We start from the raw sequence: 24822 nt of genomic DNA, 5'->3' as shown, positions 1-24822 counted from the left end.
CATACTCGAAATCGCAAACGGCTGAAGCCAACCGGACTAAAAGTGCCAGAGAGCGGAAACGCCGATTGAATTGGCCGAACTTCCGGTTGCCCAAAGATAGCGGTACTGCACATCGACCGACATCTGGTCTGTAACGGCAAACTCCACACCGCCACCCGCCGTCGCGTACCAGTCGGACGGCGCCGGATCGAGATAGGCCGCACCACCCGAGAGGTAAACCAGAACCTCTGGCGCCACCAGATAGCCGGCTCGGCCTTCAAGTCCCAGCACATAGCCCCAGTCGTTGGTGGCGTTGGAATAGCCGTAATGGGCCGAGCCCTCGATGCCGACCAGGAAATTGTCGAACGTCGCATTGCCGCCAACCGACAGAGCGCCACCAATGCTCCGCGCACCACCGCCCCACACAGAGCCCGAAACGCCAACGCCGGCATAAAACCCGTCCCAATCGAACCCGCCCGCAACAGGCGCAACGGGCAAATCATACTCTGGATAGATCACGTCGGCCGCCTGAATGGCGCTGGTCAGCAGCAGCCCACAGGCGAGCGTGAATATGGATACCGTCTTTTTCATAAAAACCCCCAAAAACGCAGAACAACAACGCCCTGTGTAGCCCGCAGTAATCATCCATTAGGGTTAACATAGCGTTCAACACGCAAGCTGCCCCGCTGATCCGAATCATGAAACATGGGCGCCTTATCCGGGAGATGCCTCATGTCCGACCTCGCCATTCGCAACGCCACGACCGACGACTTGCCTTTCATCGTCGGCCTGATCGCCCACGATACGGTGCTGGACCGCATCGACGACCCCGCCGATGCGCACGGTCCGGACTATCTGGCGGCCTTTGAGGCCATCGCTGCGGACCCCAACCAGCTCTTGTTGATCGCCGAATTCGACGCTGCGGCGGTGGGAACCTTCCAGCTCACATTTACCCCGGGCATTTTCCGCCGCGGCGGCTGGCGCTGTACCATCGAGGGCGTTCACGTGTCCCCCGATCACCGCAACAGGCGGATCGGGGAAAAGATGATGGCTTGGGCCGTCCAAAAGGCAAAGGAACGGGGCTGCACGATGGTGCAACTCACCTCCAACAAGAAAAGAGCCGACGCGCATCGCTTTTACGAGCGCCTCGGCTTTTCCAGAAGCCACGAAGGTTTCAAGCTTTATATCTGAACAGGATCAGACCTGCAGGAATTCGGCCCCGTCGGGATTGACCCCCGTCCGGCCGTCCGCGCTGTCGAGCCCTTCGATCTTTGCCATATCCTCGGCGTCGAGCTCGAAATCGAACACGGCGAAATTTTCTGCAATCCGCTGCGGATTGGCCGATTTCGGAATGACGATCAGCCCGTTCTGGACATGCCAGCGAATGGTGATCTGACCGGGCGTTTTGCCATGCTTTTGTGCGATCTGCTTTATCATGGAGCTTTCCAGAACATCGCCCCGGCCCAGCGGGCTCCAGCTTTCGGTCTTGATTCCCAGCCCTTCGTTAAAGGCCCGGAGCTCTTTTTGCTGGAATGCGGGCGAAAGCTCGATCTGGTTGACGACAGGCGTCACACCGGTCTCGGCAATCAGCTTTTCCAGATGGGCCTGATGGAAGTTGGACACCCCGATCGATCTGATCCGGCCGTCCTCCTTGAGCTTGATGAACGCCTTGAACGTATCGACGAAATTGCCGGTCTTGGGCATCGGCCAGTGGATCAGATAGAGGTCGAGCACATCGACCCCCAGATTGACCATGGTTTCATCGAAGGTCTTGAGCGTCGAGTCGTACCCGTGCCGCCCGCTCGGCAGCTTGCTGGTGATGAACACTTCGTCCGCGCCAACGCCGGACGCCTTGAGTGCGGCACCCAGCGCCGCTTCGTTGCGATAGGCATAGGCCGTATCGAAATGGCGATACCCCGCGCCAATGGCCGCTTCCACCACACTCTGCATGTTCGCGCCGTCAAGCTTCCAGGTTCCCAGCCCGACCTGTGGAATCGTGTTGCCATCGGAAAGTTCGATAAAGCTCTGCTGCGTCATGGCGGCGCTCCTTGCTTCGATATGAAAATGATGCGCCGCAATCGAACTCACGGCGTTGGGAGGGTCGGTGGCAGTGTAACGCGATGGCCCGTTTGTGCCACCCCGATCGCGTGCAAAATCGCCCTGCGGCAATCAGGAGTAAAAGAATCCGCTCCTTAACGCTGGAAATCGGAACAAGGTTGCTCTAAGGAGACCGCTTAGCCAACAGAATCCATACCCCGTCCGACGCGCGACAGCTTTTCTGCCGCGCGCTTGCCGTACGAGAAGTATCACATGCCCAAACGCACAGACATCAAATCCATCCTCATCATCGGGGCTGGACCGATCATTATCGGCCAGGCCTGCGAGTTCGACTACTCGGGAACTCAGGCTTGCAAGGCGCTGCGCGAAGAAGGCTATCGCATCATATTGGTGAACTCCAATCCGGCGACGATCATGACCGATCCCGACATCGCCGATGCCACCTATATGGAGCCCATCACCCCCGAAGTCGTTGCCAAGATCATCGAAAAGGAACGCCCCGACGCGCTGCTCCCCACCATGGGCGGCCAGACCGCGCTCAACTGCGCCCTCTCGCTCAACAAGATGGGCGTGCTTGAAAAATTCGGCGTCGAAATGATCGGCGCCAACGCCGAAGCCATAGACAAGGCCGAGGATCGCGAGCTGTTCCGCGACGCGATGACCAAGATCGGGCTTGATACCCCCCGCTCGCGCCTCGCCCACAACACGATCGAATCCCTGCAGGCCCTCGAAGATATCGGCCTGCCCGCCATCATCCGCCCTTCCTTCACGCTTGGCGGCACGGGCGGCGGCATCGCCTACAACCGCGAGGAATACCTCGCCATCTGCGAAAGCGGCATCGACGCCTCGCCCACCAACGAAGTCCTGATCGAGGAATCCGTCCTCGGCTGGAAAGAATACGAGATGGAAGTTGTCCGCGACAAAAAGGACAACTGTATCATCGTGTGCTCGATTGAAAACATCGATCCCATGGGCGTCCATACCGGCGATTCCATTACCGTCGCCCCGGCCCTGACGCTGACCGACAAGGAATACCAGATCATGCGCGACGCCTCGCTGGCGGTGCTGCGCGAGATCGGTGTGGAAACCGGCGGCTCGAACGTTCAGTTCGCCGTCAATCCGGCCGATGGCCGCCTGATCGTCATCGAAATGAACCCCCGCGTGTCGCGCTCCTCGGCGCTGGCATCCAAGGCCACCGGCTTTCCCATCGCCAAGGTCGCCGCGCGCCTCGCTGTCGGCTACACGCTCGATGAACTCGAAAACGACATCACCGGCGGCGCCACGCCGGCCTCGTTCGAGCCGACAATCGACTATGTCGTCACCAAGATCCCGCGTTTCGCCTTTGAAAAATTCCCCGGCGCCGACAACCGCCTGACCACATCGATGAAGTCGGTCGGCGAAGCCATGGCCATTGGCCGCACCTTCTCGGAATCGCTGCAAAAGGCCCTGCGCTCGCTCGAAACCGGCCTGACCGGTCTCAACGAAATCGGCATCCCCGGTCTGGGTGAAGGCGACGACAAGAACGCGGTCAAGGCCGCTCTGGGCACGCCGACCCCCGACCGCCTGCTCTGGGTCGCCGAAGCCATGCGGCGCGGCTATGACCATCAGATGATCTTTGATGCCTGCCATATTGACCCGTGGTTCCTCGAGCAGCTCCAGGCCATCGTCGACACCGAAGCCAAGGTCCGCGAACACGGCCTGCCGGAAACCGAAGGCCAGATGCGCAGCCTCAAGGCCATGGGTTTTTCCGATGCTCGCCTTGCCGAATTGTCGGGCAAGACGTCAAAGGACGTGCGCACCCATCGCCACACCCTCGGCGTGCGCCCGGTTTACAAGCGTATCGACACGTCCGCTGCCGAATTCGCCTCGCCCACGGCCTACATGTATTCGACCTACGAAACCCCGTTTGCCGGTGCGGTTGCCGATGAAGCCAACCCCACCGACAGAAAAAAGGTCGTCATCCTTGGCGGTGGCCCGAACCGGATCGGCCAGGGCATCGAATTCGACTATTGCTGCTGCCACGCCGCCTTCGCGCTGTCCGATGCCGGCTATGAGACCATCATGGTCAACTGCAACCCCGAAACCGTCTCGACCGATTACGACACCTCTGACCGCCTCTATTTCGAGCCGCTGACCGAAGAAGACGTTCTCGAAATTCTAAAGACCGAACAGCAGAACGGCACGCTGCACGGCGTCATCGTCCAGTTCGGCGGCCAGACCCCACTCAAGCTGGCCAATGCCATCGAACGCGCCGGCATCCCGATCCTGGGCACCCAGCCCGACAAGATCGACCTAGCCGAAGACCGCGACCAGTTCATGAAGCTTCTCAACCGGCTCGATCTCACCCAGCCGCGCAACGGCATCGCCTATTCGCTCGAGCAGTCCCGCATCATCGCCGAGGGGCTGGGCTTCCCGCTGGTTATCCGCCCGTCCAACGTTCTGGGCGGCCGCGCCATGGTCATCTGCCATTCCGCCGATGATTTCGAGCGCTACGTCCAGTCCACCCTGACTGAACTGGTCCCGCCCGAAATCCGGCACAAATATCCCAACGACAAGACCGGCCAGATCAATTCGGTCCTCGCCGCCAATCCCTTGCTGTTCGACAGCTACCTTCAGGGCGCCGTCGAAATCGACGTCGATTGCCTGTGCGATGGCACGGACGTGTTCATTGCCGGCATCATGGAGCATATCGAGGAGGCGGGCATCCATTCGGGCGACAGCGCTTGCTCGCTCCCGCCCCATTCGCTCAGCCCCGAAATCATCGCCGAACTCAAGCGCCAGGCCGCCGAAATGGCCCGCGCACTCAATGTCGGTGGCTTGATGAACGTGCAGTTCGCCTTGAAAGACGGCACCCTCTACGTCCTCGAAGTGAACCCCCGCGCCTCGCGTACAGTGCCCTTCGTCGCCAAGGTCATCGGTTACCCGATCGCCAAGATCGCCGCGCGCATCATGGCCGGCGAAAAGCTCGCATCCTTCAATCTCGAAGAACGCGAAATCAAGCACATCGCGATCAAGGAGGCAGTCTTCCCCTTCGCCCGCTTCCCCGGCGTCGATACGGTTCTCGGCCCGGAAATGAAATCGACCGGCGAAGTGATCGGTCTCGACACCGACTACGCCACCGCCTTTGCCAAATCCCAGCTCGGCAGCGGCACCAAGGTTCCGCGTGAAGGCACGGTGTTCGTCTCGGTCCGCGACGAGGACAAGGCCACCATCGTCGACTCTATCCGCGACCTGGCCAATGCCGGCTTCAAGATCATCGCCACCGGCGGCACCCAACGGTTCCTGGCCGAACAGGGCATCGAATGCACCAAGATCAACAAGGTGCTCGAAGGCCGCCCGCACATCGTCGATGCCATCAAGAACGGTGAGGTCCAACTGGTCATCAACACCACCGATGGCGTCAAGGCCGTATCCGACAGCCGTGACATCCGCCGCGCCGCTCTGATGAGCAAGGTGCCCTACTACACGACCATCCCCGGCACGGTTGCGGCCGTCCAGGGCATCCTCGCCTACCGCAGCGGCAATTTCTCGGTGAGAGCGCTGCAGGACTATTTCGCAGCCTGATCCAAAGGTTTCCAAAGGGCGCTTCGGCGCCCTTTTTTGTTGGACCTTCGCCCCGGACCTTGACCACATGCCGGGGCAGGCTGAATAGTCGGCCCCGGTTTTCATGCACAGGGGACGCGCAATGAAACGACTTTCGGCCATCGCGATTTTGCTTTTCACCGGACCGGCCTTCGCCCAGAGCAGCGAGGTCTCCGACGCCGTCATCAAGTTCGTTGGAGCCCCCGGCTTTGAACGCCTCGATCCTGTAACCACCGAACAGGACCTCAACGCCTTCTGGCTCGATTTGGAAACGATTTCCCCCGGCGGCCCGATCGGGCCTATCGAAAAGGCCGTGCTGACGGCCACCAGCGCCATCCCCTCGACCCGGACCCGCACCGCCATTTCATACGGCGAGATGATCGACCGGGACGCCGGGACAGTCAGCTTCATCGAACTGCGCCACTACAATCTCGGTCCGCAAATTCGCAATGATACAATCGAGGCCTATGGAGCGGAAAATGTGGGCTCGCCCGACGACTTCGGCACCGGCTATCACATGGCCTGGCGTTTCGTCTTCACGCCCTTGATGAACAATGCAGCGATGGTACGCGAGGTCTCCAACCGCATCATTTCGCCCGAAGACGCTGCCGATGACGAGTGCACCGGTCGTCCCTGCCTCGATCCCTACGCTTCATTTGAAGATATGGCCGACTGGCAGGAGATGAGCGGCACCCTGCCCGACTGGCCGGCTCAATATCCTGACGCGGTGGATGGGCTGTCCACGCCAGCGCACACGATTGCGGAACTGGCCGTCATGGGCTTCTGGGCCAGCGCAGAATCGGGCACCTATCAGTGGACCGGCGGCGAACATCCCGAAGCGGCCCGCAATTTCCAGCCCTATCGCTTCATCGGCATCGACCGTGATCTGGGCCAGGACGCAATGATCGACAGCGTCTGGCGCGAAACACTGGTCAACGACGACGCCCTTTCCGAAATGCTGTTCCGCCGCCTCGAAATCGCTGGCCAGGTGTACCTGATGCAAGCCGGCGTCGAGCGTTGACGGAAATCACAAATTCGATAATGTTGCGCTCATGATGATGATGTCCAACACATTCGCAGTCTTCCTGAGCGCCTGATTGGCGCTTCCCGTCCGGAAGCATTTGAGCCGGGCCGCTTGGCGGCCCGCAAATTGCCTCGTGCAGCACTGCGAATTCATGGACTTTCCAAATGCCTGCAACAGAAAACGCGCTGACCCCGGCGCAGATCGAAACCTTTGTCACCGACGGTTTCGTCAGAATCGACAATGCCTTTTCCGCAAATCTGGCCGCTCAGGGCCGCGCCATCCTCTGGCGCGACACCGGTTGCGACCCCGACGACCCCTCGACCTGGACAAAACCGGTGATCCGCCTCGGCGGCTATGCCGATGCGCCCTTCCGGGAAGCGGCCAACACCGAACGGCTCCATTTCGCATACAACCAGTTGGTGGGCGAAGGCCGCTGGCTTTCACCGCAGGGCCTGGGCACATTCCCGATCCGCTTCCCTTCGGACCAGGCGCCGGGTGACGATGGCTGGCATATCGACGCCAGCTACATGCTGCCGACCGACGATCCCAACGACTTCTTCTCGATCCGGGCCAACATCAAATCGAAGGGCCGGGCCCTCCTGATGCTGTTCCTGTTCTCCGATGTCGCACAAGACGATGCCCCCACCCGCATCCGCGTGGGCTCGCATAGGGATATGGCCCGCTTTCTCCTGCCCTTCGGCGAGGAAGGGGCGACCATGCACCAGATGATGGCCACCAATTTTGCCGGTACGGAAAAATGTCCTGAAGCGCTGGCAACCGGCCCCGCCGGGACGGTCTATCTGTGCCACCCGTTCCTGGTTCACGCAGCCCAGCCCAACAGGGGGAGCCGCGTCAAGTTCATGGCCCAGCCACCGCTGATGCCCGCACACGACTTCGATCCGGCCCTGCCCCCTTCGCCGGTCCAGATCGCCATTCGCAAGGCGTGCAACCTGACCTTCTGACAAGCCCTCCCCGGGGGTCGCAACCGATCCCCGGGGACCAGCTCAATTGATCGGCACCACCGGCATTTCAACGCCCAGATCGATGTCCGAAACCTCCAGCCCCTCGATGTTTTCGGGCTTGCGTGCCACGAACAAAAGTCCGGTCACAGGCTGGCCGCGATCGCGCCGGATCGTCTCCTCGCTCACGCGCACGATGTCCAGCCCCGCCTCATCAAGAGCGGCCCGGATCGCCTCCCCATTATGCGCGAAACGCAGCGAAGCCTGGAGCCACTGACTGTCCGCCCCATCATGGCGCTCCACAGAAAACGCAAAAATCCCGCCGGGCCGCAACACCTGACTGACCAGGGCAAAAATCGGTGGCAATGCCGGGCAGTACATGAAGACGTCCGCCGCCGTCACGATATCGGCGATGCGTCCTTGCGCTCCGAGAAAATCGAGCAATTCGGCCCGTTCCACCCCGTCATAGATCCCTTTGCCTTGTGTTTCGGCGACCATGGCGGCCGAAATATCCACACCGCTCAGATGCGACACCACATGCCGCAGCCGCTCCCCCATCAATCCGGTACCGCACCCCAGATCGAGACCACGCGCGAACCCTTCGATGCCGAGCTCTTCCATGGTGCCGCCAACCAGGTCTGCCAGCCGGCCCGGGACGATATAGTCGAGCTTTTGCAACAACGCTTCTTCGAAATGGCCGGCATACTGGTCGAACAGCGCTTCGACATACGCCGCCTGCGCCTGTGGCTCTACTTCACCGACCCCATGCGCCGCCAGATGCATCTGTGCGCCGAGCGTACCTGCCGGATCATGTTCCGCCGCCCGCTGCCAGGCGGCAATCGCACGACCCAAGGCATCGGCCTTGAGATGGTAGTCCCCGGCCATCATCCAGCCCGCCGCCCAGCCCGGCGCATCGTTGAGCGCCTGCTCCATCAGATCCGCGGCGGATGAAAATTCGCCGGCCTCGGCCAGCATCTGGGCATAATGGGCCCGGCGATCGACGATGAGGTCGCCCGAAGACAGGAAAGTTGTTGTCAATTTGTGTTGCGACCCGCAAAAACCGGCAAATACCGGCGCGCGGGGAAATGCGCCCGCGCGTGGCAAAAAGCAAGCGGCAAGATCAAAGGCCCGCGAAGAATTTTTCCGCTGCGTCCAGAACCGCCTCTATCGCATCGTCGCCGATATCCTTGTGCGTCACCCAGCGCTGCTGGCCGTAGCGACCCGAAACCAGTATCCCCTGAGCCGCCATGTGATCGGCAAACCCCTTTGCGACCGACGCATCGGCGGTGAGAAAGATGATATTGGTCTGCGGCATTTCCACGGTCAGCGCCTCATGGCGCGCCAAGCCCTCGGCCAGCCGCCGGGCCCGCGCGTGATCATCGGCCAGCCGGGCCACATTGTGCTCGAGCGCATAAAGTCCCGCCGCCGCGATAATGCCCGCCTGCCGCATGCCGCCGCCCAGCATCTTGCGCAACCGCCTGGCTCTGGCGATGAAATCGGCATCGCCCACCAGCACCGATCCGACCGGCGCGCCAAGCCCTTTGGACAGGCACACTGAAACGCTGTCGAACCCCTCGGCCAACTCCTTGACGCTCCGGTTCGACGCCACCGCGGCATTGACGATCCGCGCTCCGTCGAGATGGGTGGCAAGCCCATGCCGCCGCGCCAGCGCCACCGCATCGGCCACATAGCTCTGCGGCAGCACCTTGCCGCCAATGGTGTTTTCGAGCGCCAGCAACCGCGTGCGGGCAAAATGGATATCCTCTGGCTTGATGGCCGCGGCGACCTTGTCGAGCGGCAGCGAGCCATCGGGGCCATTTTCGATCGGCTGGGGCTGAATTGAGCCGAGAACCGCCGCCCCGCCCGCCTCATACTTGTAGGCATGGGCATCCTGCCCGGCGATGAATTCATCGCCCCGCCCACAATGGCTCATCAGCGCGATCAGGTTCGATTGCGTGCCCGAGGGCAGGAACACGCCCCGCGCCTTACCCGTCAGTTCGGCAACTTTCGCTTCGAGCGCGGCGACGGTTTCGTCCTCGCCATAGACATCGTCTCCAACCGGGGCGTCGGCCATCGCCGCGCGCATGCCCGCATCGGGTCGTGTCACCGTATCGGAGCGAAAATCATAGCGTCTGGTCGTCATCTGTTTGCCTTGAGAACCCGTGGTCGATAGTGCGGCCGATGCTTAGCGCGTCCGGTGTTCGCCGCCAACCGCCCGCATCCCAACTTGAACACCGGCCTCTCCAGCCGATATACTTTGGGCCTCACGCTCTTCTCTATCGTAAAGGTATGCAATACTGACATGTCAGCCGGCCGGCACCCGATTGCAGTCCTAACTACAGTGTTATCGCCATCGAAATTTTTTTACCGGCCCTGATTCTGACAAGTACTTGAATATTTCGGCCATTTCTTCTAAAAAAACTGGATCGAAATTGCGGCCGACTGATCTAGCCGTGCGTCTTTAACGCCTGCTGACGTCCTGAACCAAGACTTCGATATACCCGGGGGCGGCAAACCCCCATCAGAGTGCGGCCAGAAAAATTACCGATTTTTTCGGTTCGCCCTCGGCAAAACAAGGACTTGGAGCTCCGGACCAATCGGGCCGGATAGAGCTCCAGACAGCACGACGTGAAAGGACAAAGCCATGGCAACCGGCACTGTCAAATGGTTCAACACTCAAAAGGGCTATGGTTTCATCCAGCCCGACGAAGGCGGAGCTGACGTTTTCGTTCACATTTCTGCCGTTCAGAATTCCGGCATGACCGGTCTCGATGAAGGCCAGAAGATTTCCTACGAGATCGTCAAGGACAAGCGCACCGGCAAATCGGCCGCCGGCAACCTGGTCGCTGCCGACTAGTTCGGCATCCGCCAAATGAGCTTAGCCCGGCTCATTGGCCGGGCAACGGAAACAGGGCGCAGACCGCGGGTTTGCGCTCTTTTCTTTGGGAAACAGGAATTTCAAGGGACACTTGCAGCCGCCGCACAAAGCCCCATATGTGCCGGTGCACAGCGGAGGCGCGGGAGAATGCCCACCGATTGGCCTTGACCACAATGGCCGGTACGGGCAACCTCTCGCAGGTAAGTTTCCCGAAAGCGTAGGTCGAGTCCGCTGGCGTGAAGTCAGCGAGGATCTCGATATGCGCTTCAACGTATTTAATAATTGATAGGAGGGATTGGCCGAAATGGACAAGGTCCCCATGACAGTGGCGGGACACGCCGCACTCCAAGCCGAACTCGAACGCCGCGCCGGCGTCGAACGCCGCGCGATCATTGACGCGATTTCCGAAGCGCGCGCCCATGGCGACCTTTCCGAGAACGCCGAATATCACGCGGCCAAGGAACAGCAGAGCCACAATGAAGGTCGCATCATGGAGATTGAATCCATGCTGGCCATGGCCGAAGTGGTGGACGTTTCCAAGCTTTCGGGCTCGACCGTCAAGTTCGGCGCGACCGTGACAATGGTCGACGAGGACACCGACGAGGAAAAGACCTACCAGATCGTGGGCGATGCCGAAGCCGATGCCTCGGCCGGCCGCATTTCGATTTCCTCGCCCATTGCCCGCGCCCTGATCGGCAAGTCGGTGGGCGATTCGATTGAAGTGACCGCTCCGGGCGGCGCGCGCGGCTACGAAATCCTCAAGATTGTCTTCATTTGATCGGGCCGGGCGGACTTGATCGCAGGTCCGCCCGTCCCTTGATGCAATTTCGCCTCAGCATACCGGGTTTTCCCCTGCCAAGTGGCACGCGCGCTTGTAACCGCGGGGCACCGTGCCATATTTGTTTCGAACGCAAATTGATCGGCACGATACAATGCACGCCAAGACCATAATCATCGGCTCGGGTCCGGCCGGCTATACGGCCGCCATCTACGCCGCCCGCGCCATGCTTGAACCGCTCATGATCGCCGGCATCCAGCCGGGCGGTCAGCTCACCATTACAACCGACGTCGAAAATTATCCCGGCTTCGCCGATCCCATCCAGGGGCCATGGCTGGTCGAACAGATGCGCGCCCAGGCCGAACACATGGGCACGAAAATCGAAAACGATCTGATCGTCGACGTCGATTTCAACATCCGCCCCTTCCGCCTCACCGGCGACAGCGGCAAGACCTACACCGCAGATAGCGTGGTGATCGCCACCGGCGCCCAGGCCAAATGGCTCGGCCTTCCGACCGAGGAAAAATTCAAGGGCTTCGGCGTCTCGGCCTGCGCCACCTGCGATGGATTTTTCTACCGCGACAAGACGGTCCTGGTGATCGGCGGCGGCAATACCGCTGTCGAGGAAGCGCTGTTTCTGACCAATTTCGCCTCCAAGGTCATCATCGCCCATCGCCGCGACCAGTTCAGCGCCGAAAAGATCATGCAGCAGCGCCTGTTCAAGCACCCCAAGATCGAGGTGCGCTGGAACACGGTGCTCGACGAGGTCAAGGGCGACAACATGCCCCCCTCGGTGCGCGGCGCCGTCCTGCGCGACGTTACGAACGACGAGACCCACGAAATCGAGGTCGACGGCATTTTCGTTGCCATCGGCCACGCTCCTGCCACCGAGATTTTCAACGGTAAGCTCGAGATGAAGCATGGCGGCTACATCGTCACCGCGCCCGACAGCACCGCAACCTCGGTGCCCGGGGTGTTCGCGGCGGGCGATGTGACCGACGATATCTACCGCCAGGCCGTAACGGCCGCCGGCATGGGCTGCATGGCCGCGCTCGAAGCCGAACGCTATCTCGCGGCCCATGAAATGGCCGAAGCCGCCGAATAACGGCGGCGAACCACAACGACTGATCGCCGCTCGCGGATCCCCCGCGAACGGCGCCACAAAGAGGGGACGTGGGGGATGCTCGACTGGGACAAGCTGCGCATATTCCATGTCGCCGCCGAATCGGGAAGCTTTACCCATTCGGCCGAAAAGCTTGGAATGTCCCAGTCCGCCGTTTCCCGCCAGATTTCGGCGCTGGAGGAAGACCTCGGCCTCAAACTCTTCATCCGTCATGCCCGCGGTCTCGTCCTTACCGAGGTGGGTGAACAGCTTTTTCGCACCGCCCATCGCATGGCCTGGGAGCTCCAGTCGGTTCAGGCCCAGATGACCGAAAGCCAGGACGTACCCACCGGGCCCCTTCTGGTCACCACCACCGTTGGGTTCGGCTCGACCTGGCTGACCAAGCGTATCCACGAATTCGTGACGCTCTATCCAACCATCCAGCTCGAAATCAAACTCAACGACGCCGAACTCGATCTGGCCATGCGCGAGGCCGACGTGGCCATACGCCTGCACCGGCCCAATCAGTCCGAAATGATCCAGCGCAAGCTGTTCACCGTCCACTTCCACATCTACGCCTCCGAAAGCTATCTTGCCGAAAACGGTACTCCGGGATCGATCGAAGACCTTGATGGCCACAAGATCATCACCTTTGGCGAACCCTCGCCCTCCTATCTGGGCGATGTGAACTTTCTCGAGCGAATCGGGCGCCCCGACAACTCGCCCCGGCGGACCACGCTGAAGGTCAACGCCATCTACGGCATGATGCAGGCTTGCCGTCAGGGAATCGGCATCGCGATGCTTCCCGACTACATCACCGAGGAAGAGCCAAGCCTGAGGCGGGTTCTGGACGATATCGACCTTCCCGAGTTCGAGACCTATTTCGTCTATCCTCCGGCCCTCAAGAGCTCCAAGCGCGTCGGGGTGTTCCGCGACTTTCTCGTCGACAAGGCCCGCGACTGGCAATATTAGAGCGTGTCCAGCAAAAGCATGTCCTCGACGCGATCGGGGATGGAAACGGTTTTGCGGTTCGCAACACGCGCCAAAACAAGGGTTTGGAGCCAAGGATTTGAGTCAATCAAATCCTGAACGGCTCTAGAAGCGCCGGCGCGAAACCGCTCGCGCCGCAGCAATCGGCATTGCGCTCAAATCGAGCTAGCGACTGCGGTTCCAACCGGAATCGCCGCGAAGCATTCAGAGCAAATCGATCCGATTCCGCGCGGAAAAAGCATTATTGACGCTTGTCGAGCGGCCTGGACCTCGGCAAAGCCCGCTGCGCTTCGCACAAACAGGCAAAAAACGTCGATGTCGGGAATTTTTTTGGCACCCGCCGCGCGCCGGTGCATACAAAATAATGTAAGGAAAACAGGCACATTGCCCGCCAAATAGGCATTGCCATGCATCCAATGCATGGCTGACATAACCGGAATGGGGTTGTTGAGATGCCGTCTAATCTCTACCTACCAGCCAGACATTGCGCGTCTTTCCTCCTCCCTTTGGGCGCGTTTGATGTTCCCTCCTAACGAGAAGCTTGCTTCTCGTCCTGGCCCCGCTCTCCCCTCGAGCGGGGCTTCTTTTTTGCCCAAACGCCTTCCATGCCCACCCTTTGTGCAGACCGCCCAGCAGGGCTTGCGCAAAATGCATGGCTGCCATGCCATTAGACGACTTTTCAAGTCGTGATTAGAATGGCATATACGAACCGTCACTGACGCGGCGCGCTTTTCCTCCTCCTCCCAAAGCCCCCTGTGTCGTGACGACAAGAGCGGGATGGGTTCCTCCTCCTCCCTCCCTGAACGCTCCTAAGGCCGTAATTCGAATCCTCCTCCCTCGAATGCGGCCGACTGATCAGAAGCCCTGCCGATCCTCCTCGGTGGGGCTTCTCTCGTTTTGGGGGATCCACATCTGCCTAAATTTTCACCAGCAGCACGAACGTGCCTAATGCATAGCTGGTATGCGCTTTTGCTTGTTGTTGCTCGGGCCGGCGCGGGCCATATTCGGCTTGTCGATGAGCGACGCGCCTTCTCCTCCTCCCTAGGCCCCTCGCTCCCGGCAACCGAGCGAATGATGTATCCTCCTCCCACATCCTTCGCTCAACCGACCTGAGCCGTCTCCTCCTCCCTCGGCAGGGTCGTAAACTGAGAGATTAGGGCTTTGCCCTCGATCAAGGCTCCGTCTTCGGACGGAGCCTCTTTTTTTTCACTGCACGCCCGAGCAAAACGCTTCGATCCGGTCCATCGCATCGGCAAGCTGGCTGTCCGAGGCCGCATAGGAAATCCGGAAGTGGCCGGCCAGCCCAAACGCCGACCCATGGACGAGCGCCACGCCATTCTCTTCGAGCAGCGCCATCACCACGTCTTCGTCGGTGGCCAGAACCCGCCCACCGGCGCTGGTCTTGCCGATCAGCCCCTTGCATGACGGAAACACATAGAACGCCCCTTCAGGCGTCAGGCAATCGAGCCCTGCGAACGTGTTGAGGCGCCCGACCACATAGTCGCGCCGCTTCTGAAACGTCGCCCGCCAGTCCGCCAGAAACCCCTGCGGCCCATTGAGCGCCTCCACGGCCGCCCATTGCGAGATCGAAGGCGGGTTGGTCGTCGACTGGCTCTGGAGCTTGAGCATGGCCTTGAGAATTTCCCTGGGGCCCGTGCAATAGCCGATGCGCCAGCCCGTCATGGCATGCGACTTCGACACCCCGTTCATGGTGAGCGTCCGCGCCATCAGCTTTGGCTCCACCTGAGCGATCGTTGCAAAACGGCGCCCGTCGTAAACCAGCACCTCATAAATATCATCGGTCAGGATATGGACGTGTGGATATTTCATCAGCACCGCCGCCAATCCGGCCAGTTCCGCCTCGGTATAGGCAGCGCCCGAGGGGTTTGATGGGGTGTTGAGGATCAGCCACTTGGTCTTGTCCGAGATCGCCGCCTCCAGCGCCTGCGGCGTCAGCTTGAATCCCGTCTCCTGGCTCGCCTGCGCGAAAACCGGCTCCGCGCCGGCCAGCCGCACGATTTCGGGATAGCTCACCCAATAGGGCACCGGCACCACCACCTCGTCACCGGGATTGAGCGTCGCCATCAGCGCGTTGAAGATGATCTGCTTGCCGCCCGCCGAGACAAAACAGTCCTCGGCCGCCACATCGAGCCCGTTGTCGCGCCCGAACTTGGCCGCCACCGCTTCCTTGAGCTCGGTAATGCCCTCGACATTGGTATAGCGGGTTTCCCCCCGCTCGATGGCGTCGATTGCCGCCTTGCGCACATGTTGGGGGGTGTCGAAGTCGGGTTCACCGGCCGATAGCGCGATGATGTCCTTTCCGGCCTGCGCCATCTGGCGCGCAAGCTGGCTGATCCCCACGGTCGCAGACGGCTGCACGCGCGAGAGGGCGTCAGAAATAAGTCCCATGACATTTCTCTATTATCTAAATGGCCAACGGTGCCATTCTATAGCCCGTGATTGCGAACCTCGCCATGCCACCGGCAGTGTCAATCGCCAATTCGTCGACCTTTCCGGGCCCTTGCGCGTTTGTCCGGCACAAGGCAAGCTGAACGTTCGCGATGAGGAGGTAGAGGCCATGTTTGTTGAATCGATCCTGACCATCAAGGGCAGCGACGTCGTGACGGTCCCGTCGGACTCCACCATTGGTGATCTGGTCGCCACGCTTGCCCGGCACAACATCGGCGCCGTTGTCGTGGTCGACAATGGCAAGGTCGAAGGCATCATTTCCGAGCGCGACGTCGTCCGCCATCTTGCCGGCAGCGCCGAGGGCTTCCGGGCCAAGCCCGTCTCCACGCTCATGACCCGTGCGCCCAAGACCTGCTCAAGATCCGACACCGTCGATCAGGCAATGAACATCATGTCCCAGGGCCGGTTCCGCCACCTGCCGGTCGTCGAAAACGGCGAACTGATCGGCATCATCTCGATTGGCGATGTGGTCAAGCGCAAGATCGAAGAGGCCGAGCAGGAAGCCGGAGCGCTGCGCGAATACATATCGAGCTGACCCGGACAAGGGGTGCCGCACCGGCCGCAAGCGGCCTGGAACGGGCGATCGAGAGCTACTCGATCCGCCTGAGCCGGATGTTTTCGCAGATCACGAACAGCGCGCAAGCTTCGAGCTGCATGGTATTGTTGTCGGTCTGGGTCACCGTGCCCCCGATATTGAAGCCTTCAAGCGTTACGGTCCCCTGCCACCGGTTGGGCCGGACATGCCGCGCGTTCTTGAACATGTAGGTGTTGAGATATTTGGTGTTGCGCGCGTCCTGCTTGTCTTGCTGGATCCACACCAGTTCCGCGCACAGCCGGTCGCCATTTTCGCCGCAATAGGTGAACTCGTAGCGCGATTCCCTGTTGTCGGGCTCCCACAGGCCGATGGGATTGAATTGGTCCTGCGCCATTGAAGGCGCGGTCGCCATGATCGCCAGAGCAAAGGGAACCAGCTTGAGAAGGGTGCGAAAACAACGCGCCATTGAGGCTAAACTCCACCAGGATTGAGATATGTCAATGTCGGATCTTTTTGGCGTGGTTCAACTGAACATCAGATGAACCGGCATCCCATGCACCGCCGTCATATCAGCGTCATGAGACGACAATAGGGTTGTCCTTGCAGCCGGCATACCCCGCCGGTCCGCCCGACGCCGATACCCCATTCGGCACCACCTTTTCGGTCGCCCACCCCGGCGACCGTTTTCTTTTCCTGTGGAAGAGGCCACCGACAGGTCCGCCATCGGCGCCTGCTCGGGTTACAAGCGCCTGTCGATCACAGTTTCCGGAACGGCCCCGTGGCCAAGCTCTATTTTTCCTATGCCGCGATGAATGCGGGCAAGTCCACCCTGCTTTTGCAGGCGGCCCACAATTATCGCGAACGCGGCATGCGCCCCCTGCTCTACACATCCGCCCTCTATGTCGAGGACGGCATCGGGCTGATCCGCTCGCGCATCGGCATTGCCGAACCGGCCCTGCTCTACGGGCAGGATGATGACCTCTATCAGTCGGTCCGTGACCATGAGGAGGAATCCAAAGTCGATTGTGTTCTCGTCGACGAGGCCCAGTTTCTGACCCGCGATCAGGTCTGGCAGTTGGCCCGCGTCGCCGATCGGCTCGGCATTCCCGTGATGTGCTATGGCCTGCGCACCGATTTTCAGGGCAAGCTGTTCCCCGGTTCCATGGAACTGCTCGCCACCGCCGACACCCTGCGCGAAATCCGCACCATCTGCACTTGCGGCGCCAAGGCGACAATGGTCGTGCGTCAGGATATGAACGGGCGTGTCTTGACCGACGGCGATCAGGTTTCCATCGAAAAATCGGTATACCTTTCGCTCTGTCGCAAACACTGGGAAGAAGCTGTCGGCCGCTGGCCGGTAAAAGGACCATGACCATGCAAGACGATACACTCCAACCCCGCGGCGCGATGACCATCCGCACAATGCCCATGCCCGCCGATACAAACGCTGCCGGCGACATCTTCGGGGGCTGGGTGATGAGCCAGATGGACATCGCCGGTGCGATCTGTGCCGTCGAGAACGTGGGCGGACGCGTGGCCACCGTCGCCGTTGAAGCCATGAGCTTTATCGCCCCGGTCAAGGTCGGCGATGTGTTTTGCGTCTATACCTGGATCGACAGGATCGGAAACACCTCCATCAAGGTCGGCATGGAAGCCTGGACCAAGTCCCGCGATCTGCCCCTGCGCACCAAAGTGACCGAGGGCCACTTCATTTACGTCGCGCTCACCGACGACGGAAAAAAGCGCTTGGTTGGCGAAACCAGGTCCTAAGCGTGTCCAGCAAAACCATGTCCTCGACGCGATCGGGGATGGGAACGGTTTTGCGGTTCGGACACGCGATAAACAAGGGTATGGAGTCGAGGACTTGATTCAATCAAATCCTCGGCCCTAAAGCGCCGCCAGCCGTTCGAGATTGTCGGCCCGATCGCGTTCGGCGAGCGGCAGCGCCAGCAGCCGCGTGATCATTTCGCGCGGCAGGGGCTTTTTCATTGCCATAAACACCAGGGCAAAATGCTCGCCCAGCGAAATCCTGTCCCCCGCGAACGGGATCAACTCAATCGCCTGTCCCGCCTCAAGGTACCCCTCTGCGACAACCCGCAGATAGGCACCGGGCCGGCCCGCATCGCGGAATTTCTTGACGAACCCCGGATCGCCCATTCGCCTGGCGAAAGTCGCGCACGGAATGCGCGAGGAGGTCACCTCGAGCACCACATCCCCGACGGCCAGCCGGTCTCCGATGCACAGATCTGCGCTTTCGATCCCCGATACGGTCAGGTTTTCTCCAAACATCCCCGGACCGGTCGCAACATCGCGCGCCGCCCAGAACGCGTAATCCTCGCGCGAATAGAGATAAAGCGCCTGTCCCGGACCGCCATGGTGTCTTGTGTCCACAACCGCATCGCCTTCGAGGCCCAGACCGTGCACCCGCACCGCCCCCGCCACGGACTGCTTGCAGATCCCGGTGCGCTTGTCCGGCCGCCCGGCATCCAGAGCGACCGGCTGGCCGACATTGACGCTTTCGAGGAGCATTTGAGACATCTCGCCGATCAACCCCGTTCATTCGCGGTTCAAGTGAAATCGTCAATCTGTGTAACCGAGCATCCCCCTCGCGGTAAACCGCGCATCGGCAGGGACAAATGGAACCAAAGGGGCCACTGGCAGATTTTTGCCACAAAGCCCCAATCTCTCGAAGGGAGAGCAATATGAATTTCAGGAAAATTGCTGCCGCGGCGATCATCGCGGTGACCGGCGTTTTGGCAACTGTCACCGGCGCCCAGGCCTATCAGGCTTTCGCCACGACGGCCCTTAACGTGCGCACAGGACCGGGCACCAATTATCCGGTCATCGCCGCGCTTTCGACCAATCAGGTTGTCGAGGTTTCCGGATGCAACAACGCCAACACCTGGTGCCAGGTGACCGCCACCAATATCCGCGGCTGGGCCTCTGCGCGATATCTGCGTCCGGTCAATGACGGACGCCCCTCGCCCGCACCGGCGCCGGCTCCGTCACCCGCGCCCAATCAGCCCGATATCGGCTTTTCCATCAACACACCCAATTTCAACGTGACCATCGGCAACAATCGCCCGACCGAACCCGCCCCCGACGGCCGTGTGTGTTTTTACGAAGAATACAATTACGCCGGCCGCAGCTTCTGCGCAGCGGACAACGACAACGAGCGCTTTCTGGGCAATTTCTGGAACGACCGTATCCGCTCGGCCCGCGTCGAAGGCAATGTCAGCGCCACGGTCTGCACCAGCTCCAACTTCAATGGCCGCTGCGCCGTGATCGATCGCTCGGTGCGCAATCTGGGCATGCTCTCGGACGACATCTCGTCCTATTATCTGGGCCGCCGCTGATCGCAACGGACCCAACGTGATCCAGACCCGCCCGGTCCGTCCGGGCGGGTTTTGCATGCAGTTTTGCCAACCCGTCTCGTGGCGTTGCCCAAAAGCCACGGTTCCTGACCAATTGCCGCAGAAACGGCTCTGCCCATTTTTTGACCGATTCGGTCCTCGTTCTTGTCACATCTTCGTGTAGAACCCTTTCCCGTCGCCAAACAAAACGGGTCAGGACCCTCATGAAATTCATCAAGCCTGCAGTGCTGGTTGCAGCACTCACTCTTGGAGCTTTCCCCCTCGCCACCTCAGCCATCAACGCACAGGACACGATAGCCATCGTTCAGACCCTGTCAGGCACCGCATCATGGTATGGCGGCAAGTTCCACGGCAGAAAAACCGCCAATGGCGAAACCTACAACCAGCACGCATTGACCGCTGCCCACCGCTACCTGCCGTTCGGCACCGAAGTGGTGGTGACAAACAGTAACAATGGCGAAAGCGTCGTGGTTCGCATCAATGATCGCGGCCCCTTCACCGGTGGACGCATCATCGATCTCTCGCGTGAAGCGGCCAACCGGATTGACATGATCAATTCGGGCACCGCCAAGGTTACCGTCGAAGTCATCGGCTGATTTTTCCCGGCCCAAAGCGGTTTCCCACAGGGCGTTCCGAACCTCCGGAGCGCCCTGTTTTTATTGGGCTTTTGCCACCGCGTCGCCCTGTTCTCCACAGAGGGGCGCAGACCGAAACCAAAAATTTACCGACAATTTGAGTTTTCCCCAAAACGTCCTGTTAACCGCGCATAGTCTGGGTGCCGCAAGGACATTTCCTGAGATGCACTTGCGGCCGCGGCAGAAATGCCGCCGGCGTTGTGCGGGATGTTTGGCGACATGCGCACACGCCGGTTTGGGGGCTGTATTGAATGCGGTGCTTGCGCCAATTGCGCGCGGGCATCGCGGTTTACGTCCTTGGCTGGTCCGCCAACCGGTCAACTAAAGGCTTGTCCATGTCCCACAAGATGACGACCCAGAAATTGGTATCGATGTCCGTCGCCGCCCTGACGGGCGCAACGCTGTGCGCCCTGTTCACCATGGTTCTTTTCGTCACCGGCGCCCTGGCGGCATAGAGCGTGTCCAGCAAAACCATGCCCTCGACGCGATCGGGGATGGAAGCGGTATTGCGGTTCGGACACGCGACAGAACAAAGGTTTGGAGCCAAGGATTTGAGTCAATCAAATCCTGAACGGCTCTAGGGCCAATCTCACTCGGCCTTCTCGGCGGCTGCCGCCAGTTGCGCGACATAGTCTTCAAGTCCCCAGCGCAAGGAAAGCGCTGAAGGCGGCGAGACGGCGGCCACCTGTTCGATCCCCACGATCGACGCATAGGCCCCCGCCTGAGTCTGGGACAGACGCGCAATGTAGGGCTCGGCAAAGAACGCATCGGAATCTGACTGGTTTTCATAATAGGAAACCAGAATGTCCGAGACCAGTTGGTCGGCATTTTCATAGCTGACCGAGAAATAGAAATTCTCGTCGTCCCCGCCCAACGCATCCAGACTCGGCGCATAGACCAGTCCCAGATCGGTCAGGAACTTCACCCGCGAGTCGAGCCCGGCATAGATGGCCAGCGAGCCGTCATAATCGTTGAGCCCGATAAATGTGGTGCCCGCCAGCCCTTCATGCTGGGCGACGGTGTCGGCGACAAATTGCTCGGTCTCTGCCACCAGCGTCTCGGCCTCCTCGGCCTGCCCCAGTGCCTGCCCCACCGTAAGGGTCACATCCTGCCATGGCGCGCTCCAGGCAGCATCCTGATAGGCGATGGTCGGCGCGATCTGGCTCAGCCGTTCGTACTGCTCCTCGGTGATTCCCGAATAGGCCGCAATGATGATGTCGGGATCAGCCGCCAGGATCTGTTCGTAAGGCGGCTCGTCGCCCTCGGCCAGGATAGCGGGCATTTCTCCGCCCATCGCGTCCAGTGCCTCTTCCGCCCAGGGGTGGATGCCGTTATCGCCACCGCCATAGGAAATGAACGGAATGGCCACCGGCTTGACGCCCAGTGAGAGGACCGCGTCCGTGTTTCCCCACGCCCATGTCGCAACACGCTCGGGCTGCGCCTCGATGGTGGTCTGCCCATAGGCGTGCGCGATGGTCACCGGAAAATCCTGCGCCAGCGCCGGGCCTGCCGGCACACCACACATCGACAGCACCAACACTGTTCTGATTGCAATCCTCACCGCAAAACTCCTTCGATCGCGACGGCTATAACATGATTTCAAAACTCATATTTATAAAGCCGGCCCCGCGCAAGCCTGACAAAGGCAAAAGCCCGCGCGGCTTACCGCGCGGGCTCTTCACAATGATGTCTGCGGTCTAAAGCGTGTCCAGCAAAAACATGTCCTCGACGCGATCGGGGATGGAAACGGTTTTGCCGTTCGGACACGCGACAAGACAAGGGTTTAGAGCCAAGGATTTGAGTCAATCAAATCCTGAACGGCTCTAGAACTCCGACCAGTCATCCTTGAGCGCGGCATTGCCCTGCGTCAGATACGAGCGCGCCGCCTTGGCCACTTCAGGTTTGCGCGCTTGCGGCGCGGCGGTTTCGCTGGCAATCGCGGTGTTTTTATCGATAGTGAAAATCTCCACCACCCGGTCGAGTTCGGAAGCCTGCGCCTCGGTCTGCTCGATCGCCGCGTTGGTTTCCTCGACCAGCGCCGCATTGTGCTGGGTCATCTCGTCCATCTGCTGGACGGCGGTCCGCACTTCGCCAATCGCCGTTGTCTGCTCGCGGTTGGCTTCGGAAATTCCCTGCATCAGTTCGGAATTTTCCCGAACCGCCGCCAGGATATCGCTGAGCTTGGACGCGGCCTCAGCCACCAGTTTCGATCCGCCATCGACTTCATTGGCGCTTTGCTCGATCAGCGCCTTGACCTCCGCCGATGCGGACGCCGCCGATTGTGCCAGCCGGCGCACTTCGACGGCGACAACGGCAAAGCCCTTGCCCGCATCCCCGGCCCGCGCCGCTTCCACCGAAGCGTTGAGCGCCAGAAGGTTGGTCTGGAAAGCGATGTCGTCGATCATGCCGATGATGTTGGAGATCTTGCCCGAAGACGTCGTGATGCGCTCCATCGCCGTCGTTGCCTTGACCATCACCGTGCCGCCCGCATTGGCGAGTTCGGCCGCCGCCTGGCTCTTGCCATAAGCGATTTCGGCCTTGTCGGCGTTGCCCTTGACCGTAAAGGTCATCTGCTCGATAGCTGCCGAGGTCTCCTCGATCGCCGCCGCCTGCCGCGTCGTGCGTTCCGACAGATCGTTGGCTCCGGCCAGGATTTCGCCGGTTGCCGTTTTGAGGCCGCGCGACGTCGTCTTGAGCTGCGCCACGATCTCGGTCAGCTTTTCGGCAACCGAATTGGTGTCATCACGCAGCGCCGCAAAGGCGCCCTGATACTGGCCTTCCATGCGCTGGGTCAGATCGGTCCGGGCCAGCGCCGAAAGCACATGCCCCGCCTCGCCCAGCCCCGCATTGACCGTTTCGAGCATCGCGTTGAAATTGGCCGCCACACGGTCGATGTCTTCATCGCCGAAGGTCTCGGTGATCCGCTTGGTAAAATCGCCTGCAACACAGGCCTCGATCACCGCGTCGAACGCCGTCTGGAACCGCTCCATCATCTCGGCCCGCTCTGCGGCGGTCCTGGCATTGAGCAGCCGCTCGGCCTCCGCCGCTTCCATGGCCTGCCCGTTGGAGCGGAACACCTGCAGCGCCTTGGCCATCTGGCCCAGCTCATGCTCGCGCTCGCTTCCCGAAATGTCGGTATTGAAATCGCCATCGGCCAGACGCCGCATCATCGCTGTCATGCCCGAAATCGCGCCCGAGAGCCAGCGGCCCATCGCAAACGCGCACACGGTGCCGATCAGCAGCGCCGCAACGATCTCGGCGATCAGGATCGTCATGTAATAGCTTTGCTCGCCGTCGATCCGCGCGCCCAGCGCATTCTGCTGATCGGTAACCTGGTCGGACAGACGGTCGTAAAGCGACTGCATCTGCGGGCCCAGCTCATCGAGCGTGCGTGCTGCGGCGACCTGCGCCGTGACATTCATCGCCTCCTGGGCGGCAATCATCTCTTCGGCGGCGGTCAGGTATTGCTGGGCGAGCACTTCGACTTCACCGATCGTGGCCAGCGCCTCCGGGTCACCGGCAAAGTGGGCAAGCCCGTCGGCGTCGTTGGTGGCCACATCTTCGATCATGACCACCAATGCTTCGGCCGTCTCTGCGGACGGAGAGAGCCGGAAGTCGAAATTGAGCCGCCGCGCGGCCTCGAGGTCGCGAACATAATCGTTGATTTCCTGGGTCTTGGCGGCACTTTTCTGGTATCCGTCGAGAAGTCCACTCATCGCCTGCACACCGAACTGGCCAGCCAGACCGACAAGTACAAGGCATCCCATGAGAACGCCAAAGGCGCCATAAACCCTGAATTTAACGCTGAGTTTCGAAACCATTCTGTCTTTCAATCCGTAATTCGAGCCCTGAGCCCTTCCGCCCTTCTGGACGAGAGGTTGTCTTTGAGAGGGAGGATTGAATGCCAGGGACAACACAGTGCCAGCCAAACGCGCAATCCGCCCGTTGCCCCGGCCAATGCCGTCCCTGATCACCGCCGGAGCTGTCGCGACCCTAGGCAGAAATACTTAAAATTTTCGACACATTGCGCCCGGGCGCGCAAAACCCGCGACCCTCATGCCCCGCCTGAACCGACCATTCAGTCCCGGTTCAGCCGGCACATGATTTTATCGCCTCACCGCACACGAAACCGTCAACGATGAAACCAAACATCGATCGGCCTCGTTAAGGACGGTACAGAGGCATCAAACACTGGAGGCTGAAAATGGCCCGCACCCTTATTCAGATGAGCATCGGAACCGCCGCTGGCGCCGTCATGGTCACCATGATGGTCACAGTGATGGCCTTCACCGGCGCCTTCGCCTGACCGGCAAGCTCACTCATTCATTCCCATGCATCAAGACCCTCGCCGATCCTCCCCGGCGGGGTTTTTGATTTTTCGTCGGCGGGTTGGCCGCTTCAGTGGTGTCAAATTGCCCTTTGGCAGCCGGTAACATCTTGCAACATGTTACAAATCGGC

The 24822-nt window shown here is 60.6% G+C and carries 22 protein-coding genes; 13 read left to right on the top strand and 9 right to left on the bottom strand.

Annotated elements, in window-relative coordinates:
• Positions 1–36: 36 nt before the first annotated feature.
• Entirely contained in the window at positions 37–570 is a 534-nt protein-coding gene (locus tag V6617_RS06100) for an outer membrane protein (protein ID WP_338609774.1), read from the bottom strand.
• A gap of 141 nt (positions 571–711) precedes the next feature.
• On the opposite strand from V6617_RS06100, the gene V6617_RS06095 reads away from it, so the two are divergent.
• Complete coding sequence (locus V6617_RS06095; protein ID WP_338609773.1) at positions 712–1170, top strand: GNAT family N-acetyltransferase; 459 nt, start codon at positions 712–714, stop codon at positions 1168–1170.
• 6 nt (positions 1171–1176) lie between these two features.
• Here the strand turns inward: V6617_RS06095 and V6617_RS06090 are convergent, their stop codons facing one another.
• Positions 1177–2016: an aldo/keto reductase gene (locus tag V6617_RS06090; RefSeq protein ID WP_338609772.1), complete on the bottom strand. Its 840-nt coding sequence runs from the start codon at positions 2014–2016 to the stop codon at positions 1177–1179.
• A gap of 273 nt (positions 2017–2289) precedes the next feature.
• Between V6617_RS06090 and carB the strand changes: the two genes are divergently transcribed.
• From carB to V6617_RS06075, 3 genes are all read left to right on the top strand, one after another.
• Positions 2290–5601 carry a carbamoyl-phosphate synthase large subunit gene (gene carB, locus V6617_RS06085; protein ID WP_338609771.1) on the top strand — a complete coding sequence of 1104 codons (3312 nt, stop codon included), beginning with the start codon at positions 2290–2292 and terminating at the stop codon, positions 5599–5601.
• 121 nt (positions 5602–5722) lie between these two features.
• Positions 5723–6640, top strand: a complete 918-nt coding sequence (locus tag V6617_RS06080; protein WP_338609770.1) for a hypothetical protein — start codon at positions 5723–5725, stop codon at positions 6638–6640.
• 167 nt (positions 6641–6807) lie between these two features.
• Entirely contained in the window at positions 6808–7605 is a 798-nt protein-coding gene (locus tag V6617_RS06075; RefSeq protein WP_338609769.1) for a phytanoyl-CoA dioxygenase family protein, read from the top strand.
• Between the two features lie 42 nt (positions 7606–7647).
• Here V6617_RS06075 and V6617_RS06070 read toward each other — a convergent pair whose 3' ends face one another.
• Positions 7648–8640 (bottom strand): methyltransferase domain-containing protein, encoded by a 993-nt coding sequence (locus V6617_RS06070; protein WP_338609768.1) that lies wholly within the window; start codon positions 8638–8640, stop codon positions 7648–7650.
• A gap of 82 nt (positions 8641–8722) precedes the next feature.
• The gene (gene ltaE, locus V6617_RS06065; RefSeq protein WP_338609767.1) at positions 8723–9745 is read right to left on the bottom strand and encodes a low-specificity L-threonine aldolase; all 1023 of its coding nucleotides are present in this window, start codon (positions 9743–9745) and stop codon (positions 8723–8725) included.
• Positions 9746–10246: 501 nt separating this feature from the next.
• On the opposite strand from ltaE, the gene V6617_RS06060 reads away from it, so the two are divergent.
• From V6617_RS06060 to V6617_RS06045, 4 genes are all read left to right on the top strand, one after another.
• Positions 10247–10459 (top strand): cold-shock protein, encoded by a 213-nt coding sequence (locus V6617_RS06060; protein ID WP_264226951.1) that lies wholly within the window; start codon positions 10247–10249, stop codon positions 10457–10459.
• A 325-nt stretch (positions 10460–10784) separates the two neighbouring features.
• Positions 10785–11258: a transcription elongation factor GreA gene (greA, locus tag V6617_RS06055; protein WP_338609766.1), complete on the top strand. Its 474-nt coding sequence runs from the start codon at positions 10785–10787 to the stop codon at positions 11256–11258.
• Positions 11259–11412: 154 nt separating this feature from the next.
• Positions 11413–12363 (top strand): thioredoxin-disulfide reductase, encoded by a 951-nt coding sequence (gene trxB / locus V6617_RS06050; RefSeq protein WP_338609765.1) that lies wholly within the window; start codon positions 11413–11415, stop codon positions 12361–12363.
• Between the two features lie 75 nt (positions 12364–12438).
• Positions 12439–13332: a LysR family transcriptional regulator gene (locus tag V6617_RS06045; RefSeq protein WP_338609764.1), complete on the top strand. Its 894-nt coding sequence runs from the start codon at positions 12439–12441 to the stop codon at positions 13330–13332.
• 1224 nt (positions 13333–14556) lie between these two features.
• Here V6617_RS06045 and V6617_RS06040 read toward each other — a convergent pair.
• Positions 14557–15759, bottom strand: coding sequence for a pyridoxal phosphate-dependent aminotransferase (locus tag V6617_RS06040; protein WP_338609763.1), 1203 nt, complete (start codon positions 15757–15759; stop codon positions 14557–14559).
• A 169-nt stretch (positions 15760–15928) separates the two neighbouring features.
• Between V6617_RS06040 and V6617_RS06035 the strand changes: the two genes are divergently transcribed.
• Positions 15929–16354, top strand: coding sequence for a CBS domain-containing protein (locus V6617_RS06035; protein WP_338609762.1), 426 nt, complete (start codon positions 15929–15931; stop codon positions 16352–16354).
• A 55-nt stretch (positions 16355–16409) separates the two neighbouring features.
• Here the strand turns inward: V6617_RS06035 and V6617_RS06030 are convergent, their stop codons facing one another.
• The gene (locus tag V6617_RS06030; RefSeq protein ID WP_338609761.1) at positions 16410–16820 is read right to left on the bottom strand and encodes a hypothetical protein; all 411 of its coding nucleotides are present in this window, start codon (positions 16818–16820) and stop codon (positions 16410–16412) included.
• Between the two features lie 312 nt (positions 16821–17132).
• Here V6617_RS06030 and V6617_RS06025 point away from each other — a divergent pair, with 312 nt between their 5' ends.
• Complete coding sequence (locus tag V6617_RS06025; protein ID WP_338609760.1) at positions 17133–17726, top strand: thymidine kinase; 594 nt, start codon at positions 17133–17135, stop codon at positions 17724–17726.
• 2 nt (positions 17727–17728) lie between these two features.
• On the top strand, positions 17729–18124 hold the full coding sequence (locus V6617_RS06020; protein ID WP_338609759.1) for an acyl-CoA thioesterase: 396 nt from the start codon (positions 17729–17731) through the stop codon (positions 18122–18124).
• 117 nt (positions 18125–18241) lie between these two features.
• Here the strand turns inward: V6617_RS06020 and V6617_RS06015 are convergent, their stop codons facing one another.
• A complete protein-coding gene (locus tag V6617_RS06015) occupies positions 18242–18892 on the bottom strand; it encodes an MOSC domain-containing protein (RefSeq protein WP_338609758.1) in 651 nt (216 codons plus the stop codon).
• A 164-nt stretch (positions 18893–19056) separates the two neighbouring features.
• Between V6617_RS06015 and V6617_RS06010 the strand changes: the two genes are divergently transcribed.
• Together V6617_RS06010 and V6617_RS06005 are read left to right on the top strand one after the other, a co-directional pair.
• Complete coding sequence (locus V6617_RS06010) at positions 19057–19710, top strand: peptidase inhibitor family I36 protein (RefSeq protein WP_338609757.1); 654 nt, start codon at positions 19057–19059, stop codon at positions 19708–19710.
• Positions 19711–19931: 221 nt separating this feature from the next.
• Positions 19932–20324 carry a septal ring lytic transglycosylase RlpA family protein gene (locus V6617_RS06005; protein WP_338609756.1) on the top strand — a complete coding sequence of 131 codons (393 nt, stop codon included), beginning with the start codon at positions 19932–19934 and terminating at the stop codon, positions 20322–20324.
• 628 nt (positions 20325–20952) lie between these two features.
• On the opposite strand, the gene V6617_RS06000 is transcribed toward V6617_RS06005, so the two are convergent.
• Together V6617_RS06000 and V6617_RS05995 are read right to left on the bottom strand one after the other, a co-directional pair.
• Entirely contained in the window at positions 20953–21924 is a 972-nt protein-coding gene (locus tag V6617_RS06000; protein ID WP_338609755.1) for an iron-siderophore ABC transporter substrate-binding protein, read from the bottom strand.
• A gap of 262 nt (positions 21925–22186) precedes the next feature.
• Positions 22187–24184, bottom strand: a complete 1998-nt coding sequence (locus V6617_RS05995) for a methyl-accepting chemotaxis protein (protein ID WP_338609754.1) — start codon at positions 24182–24184, stop codon at positions 22187–22189.
• Positions 24185–24822 lie beyond the last annotated feature (638 nt).

Source organism: Pelagibacterium nitratireducens, from assembly GCF_037044555.1.
Classification (GTDB): Bacteria; Pseudomonadota; Alphaproteobacteria; order Rhizobiales; family Devosiaceae; genus Pelagibacterium; species Pelagibacterium nitratireducens.
The sequence above is the reverse complement of the archived record's forward strand: the minus strand, read 5'-3'. Positions and strand labels throughout refer to the sequence as shown.

Excerpts from the sequence above, each read along its gene's own strand:
- ltaE (WP_338609767.1), bottom strand. The coding sequence starts at position 9,745 with ATGACGACCAGACGCTATGATTTTCGCTCCGATACGGTGACACGACCC.
- V6617_RS06035 (WP_338609762.1), top strand. The coding sequence starts at position 15,929 with ATGTTTGTTGAATCGATCCTGACCATCAAGGGCAGCGACGTCGTGACG.
- V6617_RS06040 (WP_338609763.1), bottom strand. The coding sequence starts at position 15,759 with ATGGGACTTATTTCTGACGCCCTCTCGCGCGTGCAGCCGTCTGCGACC.
- V6617_RS06075 (WP_338609769.1), top strand. The coding sequence starts at position 6,808 with ATGCCTGCAACAGAAAACGCGCTGACCCCGGCGCAGATCGAAACCTTT.
- carB (WP_338609771.1), top strand. The coding sequence starts at position 2,290 with ATGCCCAAACGCACAGACATCAAATCCATCCTCATCATCGGGGCTGGA.
- V6617_RS06090 (WP_338609772.1), bottom strand. The coding sequence starts at position 2,016 with ATGACGCAGCAGAGCTTTATCGAACTTTCCGATGGCAACACGATTCCA.
- V6617_RS06095 (WP_338609773.1), top strand. The coding sequence starts at position 712 with ATGTCCGACCTCGCCATTCGCAACGCCACGACCGACGACTTGCCTTTC.
- trxB (WP_338609765.1), top strand. The coding sequence starts at position 11,413 with ATGCACGCCAAGACCATAATCATCGGCTCGGGTCCGGCCGGCTATACG.
- V6617_RS06020 (WP_338609759.1), top strand. The coding sequence starts at position 17,729 with ATGCAAGACGATACACTCCAACCCCGCGGCGCGATGACCATCCGCACA.
- V6617_RS06100 (WP_338609774.1), bottom strand. The coding sequence starts at position 570 with ATGAAAAAGACGGTATCCATATTCACGCTCGCCTGTGGGCTGCTGCTG.
- V6617_RS06005 (WP_338609756.1), top strand. The coding sequence starts at position 19,932 with ATGAAATTCATCAAGCCTGCAGTGCTGGTTGCAGCACTCACTCTTGGA.
- greA (WP_338609766.1), top strand. The coding sequence starts at position 10,785 with ATGGACAAGGTCCCCATGACAGTGGCGGGACACGCCGCACTCCAAGCC.
- V6617_RS05995 (WP_338609754.1), bottom strand. The coding sequence starts at position 24,184 with ATGGTTTCGAAACTCAGCGTTAAATTCAGGGTTTATGGCGCCTTTGGC.
- V6617_RS06030 (WP_338609761.1), bottom strand. The coding sequence starts at position 16,820 with ATGGCGCGTTGTTTTCGCACCCTTCTCAAGCTGGTTCCCTTTGCTCTG.
- V6617_RS06080 (WP_338609770.1), top strand. The coding sequence starts at position 5,723 with ATGAAACGACTTTCGGCCATCGCGATTTTGCTTTTCACCGGACCGGCC.
- V6617_RS06010 (WP_338609757.1), top strand. The coding sequence starts at position 19,057 with ATGAATTTCAGGAAAATTGCTGCCGCGGCGATCATCGCGGTGACCGGC.
- V6617_RS06015 (WP_338609758.1), bottom strand. The coding sequence starts at position 18,892 with ATGTCTCAAATGCTCCTCGAAAGCGTCAATGTCGGCCAGCCGGTCGCT.
- V6617_RS06045 (WP_338609764.1), top strand. The coding sequence starts at position 12,439 with ATGCTCGACTGGGACAAGCTGCGCATATTCCATGTCGCCGCCGAATCG.
- V6617_RS06060 (WP_264226951.1), top strand. The coding sequence starts at position 10,247 with ATGGCAACCGGCACTGTCAAATGGTTCAACACTCAAAAGGGCTATGGT.